Annotated in this window: 14 protein-coding genes; 11 read left to right on the top strand and 3 right to left on the bottom strand. The window is 40.4% G+C overall.

The window, feature by feature from the left end:
• Window positions 1-79: 79 nt before the first annotated feature.
• The 7 genes from lptC (at window position 80) to AAGC65_RS05930 (ending at window position 7944) form a co-directional block, all read left to right on the top strand.
• Window positions 80-613, top strand: a complete 534-nt coding sequence (gene lptC / locus AAGC65_RS05960; RefSeq protein WP_343111504.1) for an LPS export ABC transporter periplasmic protein LptC — start codon at window positions 80-82, stop codon at window positions 611-613.
• 97 nt (window positions 614-710) lie between these two features.
• Window positions 711-2837, top strand: coding sequence for a SurA N-terminal domain-containing protein (locus tag AAGC65_RS05955; protein ID WP_343111503.1), 2127 nt, complete (start codon window positions 711-713; stop codon window positions 2835-2837).
• A gap of 197 nt (window positions 2838-3034) precedes the next feature.
• Window positions 3035-3550, top strand: a complete 516-nt coding sequence (locus AAGC65_RS05950; RefSeq protein WP_343111502.1) for a DUF2480 family protein — start codon at window positions 3035-3037, stop codon at window positions 3548-3550.
• A gap of 135 nt (window positions 3551-3685) precedes the next feature.
• The gene (locus AAGC65_RS05945) at window positions 3686-4465 is read left to right on the top strand and encodes a DUF3108 domain-containing protein (RefSeq protein WP_343111501.1); all 780 of its coding nucleotides are present in this window, start codon (window positions 3686-3688) and stop codon (window positions 4463-4465) included.
• An 8-nt stretch (window positions 4466-4473) separates the two neighbouring features.
• Window positions 4474-5037, top strand: a complete 564-nt coding sequence (locus AAGC65_RS05940; RefSeq protein ID WP_343111500.1) for a DUF3109 family protein — start codon at window positions 4474-4476, stop codon at window positions 5035-5037.
• A gap of 153 nt (window positions 5038-5190) precedes the next feature.
• Window positions 5191-6327 carry a GDP-mannose 4,6-dehydratase gene (gmd, locus tag AAGC65_RS05935; RefSeq protein WP_343111499.1) on the top strand — a complete coding sequence of 379 codons (1137 nt, stop codon included), beginning with the start codon at window positions 5191-5193 and terminating at the stop codon, window positions 6325-6327.
• 27 nt (window positions 6328-6354) lie between these two features.
• Window positions 6355-7944, top strand: a complete 1590-nt coding sequence (locus tag AAGC65_RS05930) for a gliding motility protein RemB (protein WP_343111498.1) — start codon at window positions 6355-6357, stop codon at window positions 7942-7944.
• 100 nt (window positions 7945-8044) lie between these two features.
• Here AAGC65_RS05930 and dxs read toward each other — a convergent pair whose 3' ends face one another.
• The gene (gene dxs / locus AAGC65_RS05925; RefSeq protein ID WP_343111525.1) at window positions 8045-9976 is read right to left on the bottom strand and encodes a 1-deoxy-D-xylulose-5-phosphate synthase; all 1932 of its coding nucleotides are present in this window, start codon (window positions 9974-9976) and stop codon (window positions 8045-8047) included.
• 224 nt (window positions 9977-10200) lie between these two features.
• Between dxs and AAGC65_RS05920 the strand changes: the two genes are divergently transcribed.
• The 3 genes from AAGC65_RS05920 to AAGC65_RS05910 all read left to right on the top strand — a co-directional run bounded on the left by AAGC65_RS05920 (window position 10201) and on the right by AAGC65_RS05910 (window position 15538).
• On the top strand, window positions 10201-10947 hold the full coding sequence (locus tag AAGC65_RS05920) for a segregation/condensation protein A (protein ID WP_343111497.1): 747 nt from the start codon (window positions 10201-10203) through the stop codon (window positions 10945-10947).
• A 174-nt stretch (window positions 10948-11121) separates the two neighbouring features.
• Complete coding sequence (glyA, locus tag AAGC65_RS05915; RefSeq protein WP_343111496.1) at window positions 11122-12408, top strand: serine hydroxymethyltransferase; 1287 nt, start codon at window positions 11122-11124, stop codon at window positions 12406-12408.
• A 4-nt stretch (window positions 12409-12412) separates the two neighbouring features.
• On the top strand, window positions 12413-15538 hold the full coding sequence (locus AAGC65_RS05910) for a PAS domain S-box protein (protein WP_343111495.1): 3126 nt from the start codon (window positions 12413-12415) through the stop codon (window positions 15536-15538).
• 112 nt (window positions 15539-15650) lie between these two features.
• Here AAGC65_RS05910 and AAGC65_RS05905 read toward each other — a convergent pair whose 3' ends face one another.
• Both AAGC65_RS05905 and rlmN read right to left on the bottom strand, forming a co-directional pair.
• Window positions 15651-16349, bottom strand: a complete 699-nt coding sequence (locus AAGC65_RS05905) for a phosphoribosyltransferase family protein (protein WP_343111494.1) — start codon at window positions 16347-16349, stop codon at window positions 15651-15653.
• Window positions 16350-16372: 23 nt separating this feature from the next.
• Window positions 16373-17440, bottom strand: coding sequence for a 23S rRNA (adenine(2503)-C(2))-methyltransferase RlmN (gene rlmN, locus AAGC65_RS05900; RefSeq protein ID WP_343111493.1), 1068 nt, complete (start codon window positions 17438-17440; stop codon window positions 16373-16375).
• Between the two features lie 153 nt (window positions 17441-17593).
• Between rlmN and AAGC65_RS05895 the strand changes: the two genes are divergently transcribed.
• Window positions 17594-18760 carry an amidohydrolase family protein gene (locus tag AAGC65_RS05895; protein ID WP_343111492.1) on the top strand — a complete coding sequence of 389 codons (1167 nt, stop codon included), beginning with the start codon at window positions 17594-17596 and terminating at the stop codon, window positions 18758-18760.
• The last annotated feature ends 23 nt before the right edge of the window (window positions 18761-18783 follow it).

Genomic DNA, 18783 nt, shown 5'->3' with positions numbered 1-18783 from the left:
ACCACGTATTATTTCAAATCTCAAATCTCAAATCTCAGGTCTCATATCTATAAATCTGCTGTTTTTGTTGTCCGTGTTGATGCTTTTTATATCATCTTGCGAGAATGACCTGAACAAGGTAAAAGAAATAGCCTCCAATGAGGTGGGTACCATAGTAGCACCAACTACCGGCGTTGATCTTATAATGAGCGATTCGGCAAAGGTTCAAATACACCTGACCGCGCCTTTAGTATTAGAGTATAACCCCGAAGATCCTAAAAAAAATTATAAAGTAGCACCTAAGGGAATCAAAGTGATTCATTATGACAAGGAAACCGGTAAGGAGGATGGTACTATTATTGCCGATACCGGCATTATTCACATCGGTGGTAAGCTTTATGAGTTCCGGAAAAACGTAGTAGCGACCAATGCCAAAGGTGAAACCTATAAGTCTGCGGAGCTTTTTTGGGATCAGTCAACCAAAAAAGTATACTCCCATAAAAATGTAGAGGTTACTATGCAAGGTGGAGATGTGATGAATGGTGACGATTTTGTGAGCGATGATAAGTTTTTGCATCCAAACTTAAGAAACAGTAAAGGCCTGTTTCATGTAGACGAAAACGCGACGCAATAACGATTTTTTATCAGGAAAATTTTGTGTTATAGAATTTTACTAAAAATTGTATCTTGCGCCCTCTTTTGAAGAATAGAAAAATAATTATAAAAAGTATATGGGGATAATGGGTTACATGCGCGAAAGAATGGGGACGATTGTTGCCGCATTCATAGGTTTCGCGCTTTTTGCTTTTATTGCAAGTGAAGTAATTAGCAAAGGCGGCTCTTTTTTTAGAGACGACAACAATGAACTGGCCGTAATAAACGGCGAAAAAGTACCTTATGATGAGTTTAACAAAAGGCTGGAGCAAAGCACAGCCCAGTTTAAACAGTCAGGTCAGGCTATTTCGCCTCAAATAACCAGCTATTTGCAGGAAACTACCTGGAACTCGTTCCTGTCTGAGCTATTGCTGAAAAAAGAGATCGAAAAAACAGGCATTGTGGTTGGTGATGATGAAAGCACTTCAATGGTGAGTGGTAATAACCCTGACCCTCAAATTGCGCGTCAGTTCTCTGATCCGCAAACCGGTCAGTTTGATAGAAACAAACTGGAGCAATTTAAGGCTTACTTAAATTCAGGTAAGGCAGATCCTGCTCAAAAACAAGCATGGTCTGATTTTTTAATGCAATTGTTTGAAGCAAAAAAGCAAGCTAAATACATGGCTTTGGTTACTTCTGGTTTATACGTAAACTCATTGGAGGCTAAAGATGATTACGAGGCTAAAAACAAACTGGTAAACTTTAAATACGCAACATTAGATTATTCATCTATCCCTGACGCTAAAGTTACTTTAACTGATGATGACTACAATACTTACTACAATGCGCACAAAGGCGAGTTCAAAAATCCGCAAGATGTACGTTCATTTGAGTATGTAAGCTTTAACGCGGCACCATCAAAAGAAGATTCAGTTGCACTGAAAGCCGATGTTGATAAAGTTGCTGAGAGCTTTAAAGCCAGCACAAATGATTCATTGTTTGTACAGATCAACTCAGAAACTAAAACTCCAATTGTTTTCCAGAAAAAAGGTGGATTAGAGCCTAAGTTAGATACCGTGATGTTTAACGCGGCTAAAGGCTTTGTATATGGCCCTTATGTATCAAACGGCAGCTACAAAATAGCTAAGTTAACCGATGTTAAAACAACTTTTGATTCTGTAAAAACCAGACATATATTATTTAACCCGGCTACCGAAGGTGGTGTAGAAAGAGCTATAGCCAGGGCCGATTCTGTTAAAAAATTAATTCAGGGTGGTAAATCGTTTGCCGAACTGGCAGCAACTTATTCAGTTGATAAAGGAAGCGGCAGCAAAGGCGGCGATATCCCTTCATTTGATGTAAATGGTGTGATGGGTGCCGGTGGCCAGATCACTCCTGAATATGCCAATGCAGCTTACAAAGCAAATAAAGGCGATTTGATTGTGGTTACTTCACAATTTGGCGTGCATTTAATCCAGGTTGAAGATCAAAAAGGTTCAGTGAAAGTAATTAAGGTTGCTATTGTTGATAAGCCTATACAGGCCAGCAGCAAAACGCAAACCATTGCTTACAGTGCTGCTCAGAAATTTTTGGGTGCTTTAACTAAAGACAACTTTGATGCTGAAGTTAAAAAAGAAGGCTTAAAGAAAAAAGATGCTGAAGACTTTACCGGTACAGCCGCGGGCCTGCCAGGTTTAGACAATGCAAGGGAAGTAGTTAGATGGGCTTATAAAGCCGAAAAAGGTGACATTACCGATAAAGTATTCACCGTAGGCGATCAATACATCATTACCCGTTTAACTGCAATTAAACCTAAAGGTATATTAACGCTTGACGCGGTTAAAAAACAAATTGAGCCTGCTGTACGTAACGACGTAAAAGCAAAACAACTGAGCGAAAAATTCCAGGCTGCTTTGAACGGATCGTCATCAATTGATCAGGTAGCTCAAAAAGCAGGTAGCAAAGTGGTGCCGGTACAAAATATCGTATTTGCTAACCCGGTTATTCCAGGTGCATCTTTAGAGTATAAAGTTATTGGTTCTATTTTTGGTTCACAGCCAAACAAACTGTCAAAACCGGTTAACGGTCAGCAAGGCGTTTACGTTTATGTTGTTGATGGGTTTACCAATCCACCAGCACTTGCTAACACCGTAAGAGAGAAACAACAGATAGCTCAGACATTATTACAGCGTTCACAAGGTCAAATATTAGAAGCCTTGAAAGATAACGCCAATGTAAAAGATAACAGAGCAAAATTGTTATAAGAGATTTTTAAAGTAATTTTGTATCCGGGAACAGCTTCATGTTGTTCCCGGATTTTTTTTATATAAACATTCTGATTTAGGAATTAGAAATCATTGCTCAGTATTTCAAACTTGGAATTTAGAGTTTCGGATTTAGTATTTAGCGTTTTAGAATTTAGTTTTTAGAGTTTAACATTTCGGATTTAGCCTTTACAAATATGGATATACAGGAAAATATAGTGAATAAAGTAGCTCAAAGCGGTCTGGTTACATTAGATCCTTCAGCATTTTATCCGGCAGGCGAACGTGTTATCTATGATATCAAAGAAAACCTGTTTCATGGGCTTATACTGCGCGAAAAAGATTTCAGGGAATTTGCAAAGGAGCATGATTGGTCACAATACCAGGATAAAAATGTAGGTATCACCTGCAGTGCCGATGCTATAGTACCTGCCTGGGCTTATATGCTGTTGGCTAATCGAATGGCTCCTTACGCTCGTGAAGTTGTGTTTGGTGATAAGGATGTTCTGGAAACCGTATTATTTGAAAAAGAAATGGCTAAGGCCGATTTGGAGCAATACCGCGATCAGCGTATTGTATTAAAAGGTTGCGGTGATGCCGATGTACCTGTTTCGGCCTATGTAGAACTAACCAAAAAGTTAACGCCCATAGTTAAAAGCCTCATGTTTGGCGAGCCTTGTTCAACCGTACCTATTTATAAGCGAAGAGATTAAGGTATTTCTGTTTAAATTAATAAGCTATTTATATGGCCATGCAATAAAAGTGGATTTAAACCATTTATAATTGCAGTTGTCATATCTTCAGTCTGGTAAATATCAGATGGCTGGCTTTATTAATTTAAATAATTTATGAGAAAATACCTTTTTTGTGTTATAGTCTTGCTTTTATGTTATGGCAATACATTTTCTCAGGAACTAAATAAAATAAGTGAGCCGGTTTTTAAGGTGGGCGAGAAGCTAAGCTATAAAATGAAATATGGCATTTTTACCGCCGCCGAAGCCAATATCAGGGTAGAGGGCAGCGATAAAAAGTTTGAAGGGCAACCGGCCTTTCATTTAATTGCCGAAGGTAAAACAGCCGGCTCGTTTGATGTTTTTTATAAGGTACGTAACAAGTATGAATCGTACGTGAATGAAAATACTCTGGAGCCTTATTTTTATACAGAGAACAGGCGCGAAGGTAAATGGAAACACAGCGATAATGTAACCTTTGATCATAAAGACAATAAGGTTACGGCCAATAAAGGGGTATATCAGTTCAAAGGGAAAACATTTGATTTTGTATCGGCCTATTATTTTGCCCGTACCATTGATGTTTCTAAAATGAAGGTGGGCGAAAAGTTTGAACTGCAGTACTTTCTGGAAGATGGTTTTCACTCAATGGGCATAACCTATGTGGGTACCGAAGTAGTAAGCTGCTCAATGGGTAAATTCAATTGTTTAAAGTTTAACCCAACCATTATTCCGGGCAGAATTTTCCGAAAGGATAGTAAATTGTACCTTTGGATAACGAATGATGGCAACAGGATACCTGTAAAGGCGCATGTAGAGGTTATATTAGGGAGTATAACAATGGATTTGCAAGGAGCCACAGGGTTAAAATATCCTTTAAACCCAATAAAAAATTAAAAGAAAATATGATAGAGGTTGGCAATGTACTGGTGCACGAAGATGTAGTGAAGGAAAACTTTGTTTGTAACCTGAACAAATGTAAAGGTGCCTGCTGTTTGGAGGGGGATTCGGGTGCGCCCTTAAATGCCGACGAACTTGATATATTAAAAGAAATATACCCTAAGGTAAAGCCTTACCTTACTGCTAAAGGTATTAAAACCATTGAAAAGGTTGGTACCTATGTTAAGGATTTTGAAGGCGACTATACTACCCCCTGCGTTGATGTAAATAAGGAATGTGCCTATGTAATATGGGAAAACGGCATCACTAAGTGTGGCATCGAAAAAGCTTATGAAGAAGGCGCTATCAGCTGGAAAAAGCCAATTTCCTGTCACTTATATCCAATTCGTATCACTGCTTACCCTGAATTTGATGTATTAAATTACGATCGCTGGAGTATTTGCAGCGATGCATGCACTTTTGGTAGTGAGCTTAAGGTGCGCGTACATGAGTTTTTAAAAGCCCCGCTTATACGCAAGTATGGCGCCGAATGGTATCAGGAACTGGAAAACGAAGTTTCAGGTATTTAATTTTCTTATTACTCGTTTCGTTTATAACTTCAGTAGGTATTTATACGTAATTTCACTTATTGTGCTGCGTAAAAATACCTTTATCAAATAGTTATGCGAGTTTATCAATTAATTTAGATAATATTGCATTGCCTAATTTTTACGGATTGATTAATGAAAGTAGCTTTAATAACTGGCATAACTGGTCAGGATGGTGCATATTTAGCCGAGTTTTTATTAAAAAAAGGGTATGAAGTACACGGTGTAAAGCGAAGATCGTCATTATTCAATACCGATCGTATAGATCACCTGTATCATGATCCGCATGAACCTAATGTAAAGTTTAAACTGCATTATGGTGATCTTACTGATTCAACCAATTTGATCAGGCTGATACAGGAAGTTCAACCCGACGAAATTTATAACCTGGCTGCCCAAAGCCATGTAAAGGTAAGTTTTGATACACCGGAATATACAGCTAATGCAGATGGCGTAGGCACCCTCCGTATATTGGAAGCTGTAAGATTATTAGGACTCATTCAAAAAACACGTGTGTACCAGGCATCAACCTCCGAACTGTATGGATTGGTTCAGGCTGTTCCGCAAAGTGAAACCACTCCGTTTTATCCCCGTTCGCCGTATGCGGTAGCTAAGTTATATGGCTATTGGATTATTGTAAATTATCGTGAGGCATATGGTATGTATGCTTGTAATGGTATTTTATTTAATCATGAAAGCCCCATCCGCGGGGAAACTTTTGTTACCCGTAAAATTACCCGGGCCGCCTCAAAAATTGCTTTGGGGTTGCAGGATTGCCTTTATGTGGGAAATCTTTCCGCACAACGGGATTGGGGACATGCAAAAGATTACATAGAAGCCATGTGGCTGATGTTGCAGCAGGATAAAGCCGAAGATTTTGTAATAGCAACCGGCGTTACTACCACCGTACGCGAATTTATAAAGATGGCATTCAATGAGTTAGGAATCGAGGTTGAATTTAGCGGTAAAGACCAGTACGAACGTGGCGTGATTATTGATATTGACCAGCAAAAAGCTGCTGCTCTTGGTTTAAATATGGATAACCTGAAGTTTGGGCAAACGGTTGTTAAGGTTGATGCTAAATACTTCAGGCCAACAGAAGTTGATTTGTTGATAGGGGATGCTTCCAAAGCCTTTGAAAAATTGGGGTGGAAACCTAAGTATGACCTCCAGGCCTTGGTAACCGATATGGTACAATCAGATCTGCACCTGGTTAAAAAAGATGAATACCTGAAAAAGGGCGGCTTTAACACATTAAATTATTTTGAATAATCTTTATTTATATTGTCAACTCTACCTATGAGGAAACTATTTACCAGCTTTATACTACTTGTTTTGGTAAGTGGAATTGCAAATGCCCAGTCTGTATACCAACCATATACCTACCAGTTTTATCAAAAACTTAACGCCGATGTTTATTCTACTAAAACACGTGTTCACAGCGCTATAAAGCCAACTTTCGTTGATGATTCCCTACTAAGGCATAGCTATGATTCTTTAATGAATTTAGGCGGACCTAAGGGGCGTTTTTTTAATGAGCATCAAATAGATGTTAAGGGCAGCAACTACACTTTTTATACAGATCTGTTACCCGATTTTAACCTTAGTCGGGATTTTGAGGGAAAACGGAATACTAATTTTGGTACACTTGGCCTGCAGGTTGGTGGTACAGTAGGCAGCAAATTTTACTATAATGTAAGCGCTTATGAAAACAGGGCCGTATTGCCTACTTACCTGGCAAACTATACCAATCAGGTAGGTATAGCCCCGGGGCAGGCTTATGCCGGTCTTTACGGTAACGAATACCGCTGGTCGTACATTACGGCTTTGGTATCGTTTACGCCAAATAAATATTTAAATATAACCGCGGGGCGCGATAAAACATTTATTGGTGATGGTTACCGTTCAGAGCTTTTGTCTGATTATGCTTCGCCGTATCCCTTTTTGAAATTAACTGCTACGCTGGGCAATGTGAAGTACATGGCCATGTGGGCATATTTTGATGATCCGCTGTCAATTAAAGTAGATGATGGCGACAGAAAGAAATATGGTGTATTCCATTATTTGGATTGGAATGTAAGCAACCGTTTATCGTTAGGTTTCTTTGATGCTGTTGTTTGGGCTGCCAAAGATGATCAGGGACACCCGCGAGGGTTTGATTTTACCTACGTAAACCCGATAACGTTTTTAAGGCCGCTTGAAGCGACCAATGGTTCGCCGGATAACGCATTGCTGGGCTTTACCGGTAAATACAAACTGAGCGATGGTATTACTGCCTACGGCCAGTTTGCACTGGACGAGTTTGAGGCTAAAAACTTTTTTTCAAGTACTGGCAGCTCGCGCAATAAGTACGGCTGGCAGCTTGGTTTAAGAGGGGCTAACTTGTTCAGTATACAAGGGTTAAATTACTTGGTTGAGACTAACAATGTAAAACCTTATACATACTCTGAGCGCAGCTCGGTGATCAACTATGCTGAAAACGGCGAGCCGCTGGCGCATCCCTGGGGCGCAAACTTTCGTGAAGGCGTTGCTTTATTGAATTATTCGCACAAAAGGTTTGATTACTCTTTTGAAGCCGACTACGGCCATTATGGTTTAGATACTGATTACCTGAACTTCGGAAAAGATCTGTTTCAGGGTTATATTGACCCGGCAAGGCAATATGGTAACTATACAGGTCAGGGCTTAACCACAAACATGGTCTATCTGGAAGGAAAGGTAGCTTACCTGATCAATCCTAAATATAACCTGCGTTTTGAACTGGGAGGCATTTACCGTTCTGAAAAGAACAGCCAGTTTAATGATAAAACCTCAATGATAACGTTGGGTATCCGCAGCTCGTTCCGTAACGTTTACAATGACCTGTCAAGCTATAAGGCTCATCATTAAGGATTAAGGAATAGATAGTGGTTGATTAAGTGAGTAGTTAAGTGGTTGCCGAAAGGGAACCAATCACCACTCACTTAATCAACCATTCTCTTTTTTTTGACTATGACGCTATAGTATGCGTATTTCGTTTTGCACCTAAGTTTTTAACCGCTACAGCAATGCCGTGGGCATCGTAACCGCATTCGGCCCAAAGTTCAGGTTGCTCACCGTGTTCTACCAATCTGTCGGGTATTCCCAATCGTTTAACCTGGGTTTTATGGTAACCGTTATCGGCCATAAATTCCAGTACCGCGCTGCCCATGCCGCCTTCAACACAGCCATCTTCAACGGTAATTACCTTATCAAATTTTTGGAATACATCATGTAATAAGGCTTCGTCAAGTGGTTTTACAAAGCGCAGATCATAATGTGCGGGATAGTAACCTTCGGCATTCAGGTCGGCGGTGGCTTTTACCACTTCGTTACCTATGGCGCCTATTGATAAAATAGCAACATCATCGCCATCGCATATTTTACGGCCCTTGCCAACAGGTATAGCCTTGAAAGGGCGCTGCCAATCAACCATTACACCGCTGCCACGTGGGTATCTTATCACAAAGGGTCCCATGTTTTCCTGTTGTGCGGTAAACATGAGGTTGCGAAGCTCTTCTTCATTCATTGGCGATGAAACCGTCATATTGGGTATACAACGCATAAAAGCCAGGTCATAAGCACCATGATGCGTTGGGCCATCGGCACCCACCACGCCAGCCCTGTCTAAACAAAAAACTACGTTTAGGTTTTGAATGGCCACATCATGAATTACCTGGTCATATGCCCTTTGCATAAAGCTTGAATATATGTTACAGAAAGGTGTTAAGCCTTGTGTAGCCAAGCCTGCTGAAAACGTTACCGCGTGCTGCTCGGCTATACCCACGTCAAAAGCACGCGTTGGCATAGCTTTCATCATGAGGTTAAGTGAGCAACCCGAAGGCATAGCCGGGGTAATACCCATAATTTTAGGGTTTTGCTCAGCAAGTTCAATAATGCTTAAGCCAAACACATCCTGAAATTTAGGTGGCTGCGGCTTATCATATTTGGTTTTCTTGATCTCGCCGGTAATTTTATCAAATAAACCGGGAGCATGCCATTTGGTCTGGTCTTTTTCTGCTAAAGCATAGCCTTTACCCTTGGTGGTGATGCAATGCAATAGTTTAGGACCCGGTATATCGCGCAGATCCTGCAACACCTTTACCAGATGATTGACATCGTGCCCGTCAATAGGGCCAAAATATCTGAATTTTAAAGCCTCAAAAAAGTTGCTGCGTTTAAGCAAGGTACCTTTTATACTCTTTTCTATCTTCTGAGCTATTTTAAAAGCATCGGGGCCAATGGCTGATATTTTTCCGAGTACATGCGCTATATCATCTCTGAAACGGTTGTAAGGCTTTGATGTGGTAATATCAGTAAGATATTCCTTTAAAGCGCCTACGTTAGGATCAATAGACATGTTATTGTCATTCAGGATCACCAAAAGGTTCGAGTTCTCAATACCTGCATGGTTAAGTGCTTCAAAAGCCATCCCGGCAGTCATGGCTCCATCGCCAATAACCGCTACGTGCTGCCTGTCTGTTTCGCCTTTGTATTGCGATGCAACAGCCATCCCTAATGCAACGGATATAGAGGTAGAGGAATGACCAACGCCAAAGGTGTCGTATTCACTTTCTGACCGTTTTGGGAAACCGCTTAAGCCTTTGTATACCCTGTTGGTATGAAAATCATCACGCCTACCGGTAAGTATTTTATGGCCGTATGCCTGGTGGCCTACGTCCCACACCAGCTGATCATAGGGTGTGTTAAGTACATATTGAAGTGCAACTGTTAGCTCTACTACGCCTAAACTGGCGGCAAAGTGACCACCGTTTACTGATACCACATCAATGATATACTGGCGAAGTTCCTGGCAAACTTTTTCAAGTTCATTTTCGCTAAGTTGCTTTAAGTCAGATGGGTAATTTATGTTTTTTAATAAATCTCCGGCTGGTACCTGCATTGACATGTGTAAGAATATTTAACTTACAAAGTAAGTTATTTTATTTAAATAAACCCGCCATATAAATGTATTTATTGTTTAGTAGTATCAAGTATCAAGTATCAAGTATCAAGTATCAAGTATCAAGTATCAAGATGTTTTAAAGGCTTTTAAAGAAATACAGAGGTCTTGATACCTGATACTAACTATTTGATACTAAAAAAATCTTATTTTTGGGCGGATTTATGACCGATGACAGCTTTGCTATAAGATTACCGCAATTTGAAGGCCCCTTTGATCTGCTGCTTTTTTTTATTGAAAGGGATGAGCTGGATATCCATGACATACCTATAGCCCGCATTGCTGACGACTTTTTAAACTACATACATCAAATGACCAGCCTGAACATGGAGCTGGCCAGCGAGTTTATTTTCGTAGCGGCTACCCTGATGCGTATAAAAGCCAAAATGCTGCTGCCCCGCTACGAAGCGGAAGAGGCAGGAGATGAAGCCGATACCAAAGAAAACCTGATCAGGAAACTGATAGAGTACAAGAAGTTCAAGGAGCTATGCGATGAGTTGCGCCCTTTTGAAGATGAACGCTTTAAGCAGGAAAAGCGCGGCAATATTAAGCAGGACCTGGAACAGGTTGAAAAAGTTACCCAGCCTGGCGAAGAACTGTCTGAACTGAGTTTATATAAGCTGATGATGGTTCATGAACGCTTGATGCGTAATTACCTGAACCGGAGCGAAGAAGTAAAGCACACCGTAGTACAGTATCCATACACCATTGAAAAACAGAAAAAGGCCGTAGCCGATTTACTGAAGATCAATAAAATGCTTGATTTTAAAGCTATTGCCGGGCACTCAGAAAATAAGGTGCATTTTGTTTATAATTTTTTGGCTGTTTTAGAAATGTTGCAACAGGAGCTTATAGATATACAAATAGGGCTCGGTTACAATAATTTCCGGATATCAGCTAAAGAGATTTGAGATCTAAAATATAAGATTTGAGATAACCATAAATGTTTGTTATTCATTTATAATTGGTTACAAATAACCATTCTGTAATTTTTTTAATCTCACATCTCAATCTCACCTCCCAAATCTAATTTTATAGCTAACTTAGGGCCGTTTTAAACATAGTGCCGTTTTTAATTATATATAATGAAAAGAGACAAATTAATTTTTAAGTTATTGGATGAAGAGCAGCAACGCCAGGAAGAAGGCATTGAGCTGATAGCGTCTGAGAATTTTGTAAGCCGTCAGGTTATGGAAGCGGCAGGTTCTGTTGCTACCAATAAATATGCAGAGGGCTTACCGGGCAAACGTTATTATGGCGGCTGCCAGGTAGTTGACGAAATTGAAACCATCGCTATTGAAAGAGCTAAACAGTTATTCAATGCGGAGTGGGTTAACGTTCAGCCACATTCAGGCGCGCAGGCAAATGCAGCGGTTATGCTGGCCGTTCTTCAGCCCGGCGATAAAATATTAGGATTTGATCTTTCACATGGCGGTCACTTAACGCATGGCTCTCCGGTTAACTTTTCGGGTAAATTATACGAGCCTCACTTTTATGGTGTAGTTAAAGAAACCGGCCTTATTGATTACGAGCAGTTAGAGAGAGTTGCACTTGCAGAAAAACCAAAACTGATCATTTGCGGTGCTTCGGCTTACTCACGCGATTGGGATTATGAATTTATCCGTAAGGTAGCCGATAAAGTAGGCGCTTTGGTATTGGCAGATATATCGCACCCTGCCGGTTTAATTGCAAGGGGATTATTAACCGATCCGCTGCCACATTGCCATATTGTTACCACAACCACACACAAAACCTTACGCGGCCCGCGCGGTGGCCTGATCATGTTAGGTAAAGATTTTGAAAACCCATTCGGTATCAAAACACCTAAAGGCGAAGTAAGGATGATGTCGTCATTGCTGGATATGGCTGTTTTCCCTGGTACGCAAGGTGGCCCGTTAGAGCATATTATAGCTGCTAAGGCCGTTGCTTTTGGCGAAGCCCTGAGCGATAGCTATATGAAATACATTGTACAGGTTAAAAAGAACGCTGCGGCTATGGCCGAAGCTTTTGTTAAGCGTGGCTATGAGATTATCTCAGGTGGTACCGATAATCATTTAATGCTGATAGACCTGCGTAATAAGAATATCACCGGCAAGGCTGCTGAGAACGCATTGGTAAATGCCGATATCACCGTAAACAAAAACATGGTTCCTTTTGATGATAAGTCACCGTTTGTTACTTCGGGCATACGTGTGGGTACTGCAGCTATTACTACCCGCGGTATGAAAGAGAAACAAATGGATCATATTGTTGAATTGATAGACGCTGTAATTAGCAATCCGGAAAATGAACCTTCTTTGAAAAAGGTACGTAAAAAGGTTCACAAGCTGATGTACGATTTTCCATTGTACAGAGAGAACGGCTCGGACTAAATTAATGATAATCAGGCAGCAGGAAAATTCAACAATAGAAAGAGAGCGTTTAACAGCCCTGCGGTCGTATCATGTATTAGATACATTGCCCGAAAAGGAGTACGATGCCATAACAAGGCTTGCTTCTTATATATGTAATGTTCCTGTAGCACTCATCACTTTAATTGATGCCGACAGGCAATGGTTTAAGTCAGAATATGGCGCCGATATAGGGGAAACTCCCCGTGTCGGCGCTTTTTGTAATCATACCATCCAAAGCGACCATCTTCTGGAAGTGGACGATACCCTGCTGGATGAAACCTTTAAGGATAATATTTACGTTTCGAGCCAAAATATAAGATTTTATGCCGGGGCTCCTTTAATTGATCCGGACGGATACCGCCTGGGCTCCCTTTGTGTTATAGACACCAACCCTCACAAACTTACAGCAGAACAACGGGATGCCTTGCAGATATTGGCCAACGAGGTAATGTCGCACTTTGTTTTGCGCAAACAAAAGCTTCATCTTGAAGAAAGCCTGGCCCTGCATAAAGAATTTCATGATCTTTTTGACAGCTCTCCAGATATCCATTGCATACTTGACCGTGATTTTAAAATTGAACGGATGAACCGTGCTGTTAAAACTGTATTGGGTTATGAAGTTGAGGAGGTGATCGGGAAACCAATATGGGATTTCTTCAGAGAAAAGGAACGCGACCTATTTCTGAATAAACTAAAGGATGGTTTAAGCGGGCAGAATAAATTTGAATTTGAAACGCCCATTTGTACACCCGATCATTCAGTTAAATGGCTAAGCTGGGCAGCAACCTTTAATAATGAAAAGTGGTTTGCCAGTGGCAGGGATGTAACTTACCAGAAACAGGTTGTAAAAGAACTTAAACTATTATCATTAGTAGCCAGCAAGGTTGGTAATGGTGTAGTGATCAGCAATGCAGCTGATGAAGTGGTTTGGGTGAACGATGCGTTTGAGGATATTACAGGCTACACTCTTGCCGATGTTGAAATCAAATACATAGCAGCAGTACTAAAAGGTAAACCGGTTGATAACGCAGCGATTGAAAAATTAGAAGCATCTATCAAAAAGAAAGAATCATACGAGGTTGAGCTTTTAATAAACCGTAAGGATGGGCCGGCTATATGGATATCTGTTATCAATTCGGTGATCCGTAACAGTGAGGGCGAGATAGATAAATTTATACGGGTTATTATTGATATTACTACCCGCAAAAAAATTGAACACGATCTGGAGATCCTGTCTTTCGCGGCCCGTAAATCGCCCAGTGGTATTTTTATAAGAGATACCGAGGGTAAGATACTATGGCTTAACGAGGCGCTTGAAAATATTATAGGATACACCTTTGCCGAGCTGGAAGGCAAAATTATGGGTAAAACGCTTATTGGCGAAGATACCGACCTGGCTGTATTTGAAAGTGCCGTAAAAGCGGTTAAGGAGAACAAGCCATACGAAATAGAGATCAAGCTATATAAAAAGGATGGCACCCCGCGCTGGGTATTTTTATCAAACAGCCCTTTATTTAATGAGGCTGGTAAAGTTAACCGGCAAATTGGCGTAATGGTTGATATTACCGAACGTAAAAAAAGCGAGGAAGAGCTTACCAAGCTTTCACTGGTAGCCAGCAACACCACCAGCGGAGTCATTATCAATAACAGCGAGGGTAAGGTTGAATGGGTAAATAAAGCTTTTGAAAATATTACCGGTTATACTATTGATGATGTACGCTATAATCACCTGGGTGATGTGCTCAAGGGCGAACTTACTGATGTTGCCAGTATCCAGAAAGCGCGTGAACTATCGCGCAATAAGCAATCATTTGAAGTTGACCTGTTAATTTACCGAAAAGATGGGCAGCCCTTGTGGATATCAGTCATCAACTCGGTGATATTGGATAGCCACGGCGAGGTAGATAAATACATTGAGGTAATTATTGATATAACGGCTAAAAAGAAAGCTGAAATTGAACTGATCAGGGCAAAAGAGGAGGCTTTACAATTAAGCCGGGCCAAGGATATGTTCATATCGGTGATGAGTCATGAAATACGCACACCGCTTAACGCGGTTATAGCCATATCGCACTTATTGCAGGAAGATAACCCCTTAGAGCTGCAAAAAGAGAACCTGGATATTTTGAAATTTTCGGCAGAGAATTTAATGACGCTCATTAACGATGTATTGGATTTCACCAAGATAGAAACCGGTAATGTGGAGTTGGAAAAAGCCAATGTTGATGTTCGGGAACTTATTCAAAGTATCATCACCTCTATGCGGTATAAGGTAGATGAAAAAAATATTTATCTTAGCCAAAGTATTGATAGCTCCATACCTGAAATTGTAATAGGCGACCGGACACGTTTGTGCCAGATATTGCTAAATCTGGTTAGCAATGCCGTGAAATTTACGGAAGAGGGAGGTATCAATATCGATCTGAAGGTTATTCAGCAAAGTGAAAAGGATGTACGTATACGGTTCTCCGTTTCAGACACCGGGATTGGCATAGCAGCTGATAAGCTGAATACCATATTTGAACAATTTAAGCAAGCTGAAGTTGATACCACGCGTAAATACGGAGGTACCGGTTTAGGTTTGGCTATTAGTAAAAGACTGATAGAGCTGCATGATTCAAGAATAAATGTTGATAGTGTGCAGGGGCAAGGCTCTACGTTTTGGTTTACTATTACTTTTAATAAAGCCGATAATTATTTAGGCAGTAATAATAATAACGTGGATACTGGACTTAAGATAAATGTTTTAGTGGTTGACGATAATCAGATTAACAGGTTATTGATTAATAAGATCCTGAAAAAATGGGGTGCCGATGCTGATTTTGCCGAGAATGGTATGGAGGCCATTCATAAAATTGAATCAAACCGTGGTTACAACGTGGTATTGATGGATATTCACATGCCAGAAATGGGCGGATTGGAAGCCACGCAGATCATTCGCTCAAAACAAGAACCTTATTTTCAACAGTTACCCATAATAGCCTTAACCGCATCGTTGCTGAATAATCAAATGGGCGAGATCGGCAAAGCCGGTATGAACGATTTTGTACTGAAACCATTTGATCCCAAAACGCTTTATGATAAATTAAGCCGCTACCAACACCAATAGGTATTTGGGAATTAGGATGTTCGATTTCGGATTTTGAAATCGTTTTTTTAGAATTTAGAATTTAGAATTTAGAATTTAGAATTTAGAATTTAGAATTTAGAATTTTCTTCCCTTACTGTGCATAGGCAATAGTGGCTATACTTAGTTTAAGTCCGGGTATTTTGAGCAGTTCAATGCCACATGCTTCTAATGTGGAACCTGTAGTTACAATATCATCAACCAGCAGCACATGTTTATTAACTAACCTTTCGGGCTGTTTAACTACAAATACATCCTGCATGTTCTCAAACCGGGCAAAACGCGATTTATGGGTTTGTGTGGCCGTAGCTACCACGCGTTGCAAATTATTATCTTCAACCACCGCAGCTAATTTTTGCGCCAAACCGTTGGCAAAACAGGTACTCTGATTATAGCCCCGCTCCTTAAGGCGGCTTTTATGCAGCGGCACAGGTATGATCAGATCAACCGTATTAAAAACCGGGCTTTCCGTTAACTGCGTGCCTGCCATATTGCCCAATAAATTGCCTATCTGTCGCATGCCCATATATTTAAAATGATGCATGAGGCTTTGTACCTTGCCTCCTTTAGTAAAATAGTAAAGGGCATAGGCTGCTTCTACATTAATTTTGCCGTAAAATTGCTGGGCAACAATGTTGTCGGCCTTTAAATGAAAGTTGGTGTAGGGTAAATTATAAGTGCAGTCCGAACAAATGATACGCTCGTTGGCTACCAAACTGGCTTGGCAAGCCGGGCAAAGCTCAGGAAAAAGCAGGGCAATAAAATCGGCCAGGTAAGCACGAAGCAACTTCATGCCATGAATTTAAGGCAGAAATTTTAAACTTCGGCAGTTTTTGATTTTTCTTTAATAGCTAATTGTCCGCAAGCGGCATCAATATCTTTACCACGACTGCGGCGCAGGTGTGTGTTAATGCCTTGTTTTTGCAGGTAAGCGGCAAAGGCTTCTACTTTATCTTCGCCGGCATTAATGTAGCTGGCAAAGGCAATGGGGTTATATTCAATGATGTTTACCTTGCAGGGCAGGTGCTTACAAAATTTAGCCAGCTCCATTGCATCCTCAATATTATCGTTAACACCATCAAAAATAATGTATTCGTAAGTTACCGGATTTTTGGTTTTAGCGTAGTAGTATTTTAAAGCTTCGGCCAATGCCTTTAATGAGTTTTGTTCATTAATAGGCATAATGGTGTTGCGTTTTTCGTCGTTGGCAGCGTGTAATGACAGGGCAAGGTTAAATTTAACCTGGTCATCGCCCAGTTTTTTGATCATTTTGGCAATGCCAGCGGTTGATACGGTAATTCTTTTTGCCGACATATTCAAGCCATCTTCCGCAGTAATGCGCTCAACAGATTTCATCATGTTGGCATAATTCAACAAAGGCTCACCCATACCCATGTACACGATATTTGATAGCGGTACACCGTAATTTTCACGGGCTTGCTTATCAATCAGCACTACCTGATCATAAATTTCATCGGGGTTAAGGTTTCTTTTACGCTCCATATATCCTGTTGCACAAAACTTACAAGTAAGGCTGCAACCCACCTGCGATGATACACATGCCGTCATGCGGCCGGGGGTCGGAATTAAAACACCCTCAATTAAATGGGTATCATGTAAAATAAAAGAATTTTTTATAGTTTTATCAGCACTAATTTGCGACGAGTTTATCTTAACATTATTAATAACAAAATTCTCGTCGAGTTTAGTGCGCAGTTCTTTTGAAATATTGCTCATCTCGTTAAAAGAGAAGCATGATTTTTTCCAAAGCCATTCATAAACCTGTTTAGCCCTGAAACTTTTTTCCTCCATACGGATAAAATGCTCCTGCAAGGCTTCCAGGCTGAGGCTGCGGATATCTATTTTACCTTTTGCATTATTCACGATGCAAAAGTACTTAAATTTAAAAAAATCTGTCTTGTTTTAAAGTCATTCTTTTTGAGTGATTAAAAATAGTAACTAAAAGTTAATTGTGTTAATTTTGTGGGATTGTTTTGATGAAAAACGTTTTGAGTTAGATTATAAGTTTAATAGTTAATGAAAAGTTTTAGAGCCGATTACGTTTTTCCCGTTTATGCCGATCCTATTAAAAATGGAATTGTTACTGTTGATGACCAGGGTAGGGTCATCTCCGTTACAGACCATACCAACCCTCCAGAAGGCCCAGTTGAGCAGCTAAGCGGTATTATTTGCCCCGGGTTTGTAAATACCCACTGCCATGTTGAGCTATCGCACCTTAAAGACAAGATACAACCCCACCGCGGATTAGTAAGCTTTATTAAAGATGTACAGGCTTTCAGAAACGCTGATAAAGGAGAAGTACTCGAAGCTATTCAAAAAGCCGACGAGGAGATGTACGCAAACGGAATTGTGGCCGTTGGCGATATTTCCAATAGTAATTCAAGTATCCCGGTTAAAGCCGCCAGCAAACTATACTACCATACTTTTGTTGAAACTTTTGGTTTTTTACCCCAAAATGCTGATGAGGTGTTTAACAAAGCCGTAGAGTTGCTTAATGAGTTTAAACCCCAATCATGCTCTATTACACCGCATGCACCTTATTCGGTATCAAAAGAGCTATTTAAACTGATTAGGAAACATAGTGATCTGGGTAATAACCTGATCAGCATACATAACCAGGAGTGTGAAGACGAAAATAAGTTTTACCGGTACAAACTGGGCGGTTTTATTGAGCTTTATGAACACTTTGGTATGGATATAGGGCATTTCAAGCCTCAGGCTCGTAACTCGCTGCAATCTATTATACCTTTACTAACCAACAAACAAAAGATATTGCTGGTGCATAATACCTGCACCAATTTAAAAGACATTTACTTTATTAAACGTTTTGACCGTAAAATAAACTGGTGTTTTTGCCCTAACGCCAATTTGTATATCGAAAATTATCTGCCCAAAATTCAGCTCTTTATTGATCAGGGCTTTAATATCACCCTGGGAACCGATAGTCTGGCATCAAACACCGGGTTAAGTATATTGAGCGAAATGGTTACCATTCAAAAAAAGTTCCCGGCCATAAGTACTCAAAAGCTAATGGAGTGGGGCACTATAAATGGAGCCGAGTTTTTAGGTATAGATGATGAAAAGGGTACCCTTGAGCCTGGTAAAACGCCGGGGCTCAATTTGATTACCGGTTTAGACGGACTTACCCTAACGCCCGAAAGCAAGGTACGTAAGTTAGTTTAACAGCCAATTAGGTTGATTGGGTA

Origin of the sequence: Mucilaginibacter sp. (genome assembly GCF_039207105.1) — a bacterium.
Classification (GTDB): Bacteria; Bacteroidota; Bacteroidia; order Sphingobacteriales; family Sphingobacteriaceae; genus Mucilaginibacter.
Note: the sequence above shows the minus strand (reverse complement) of the source record. Positions and strands in the feature narration are given on the sequence as shown.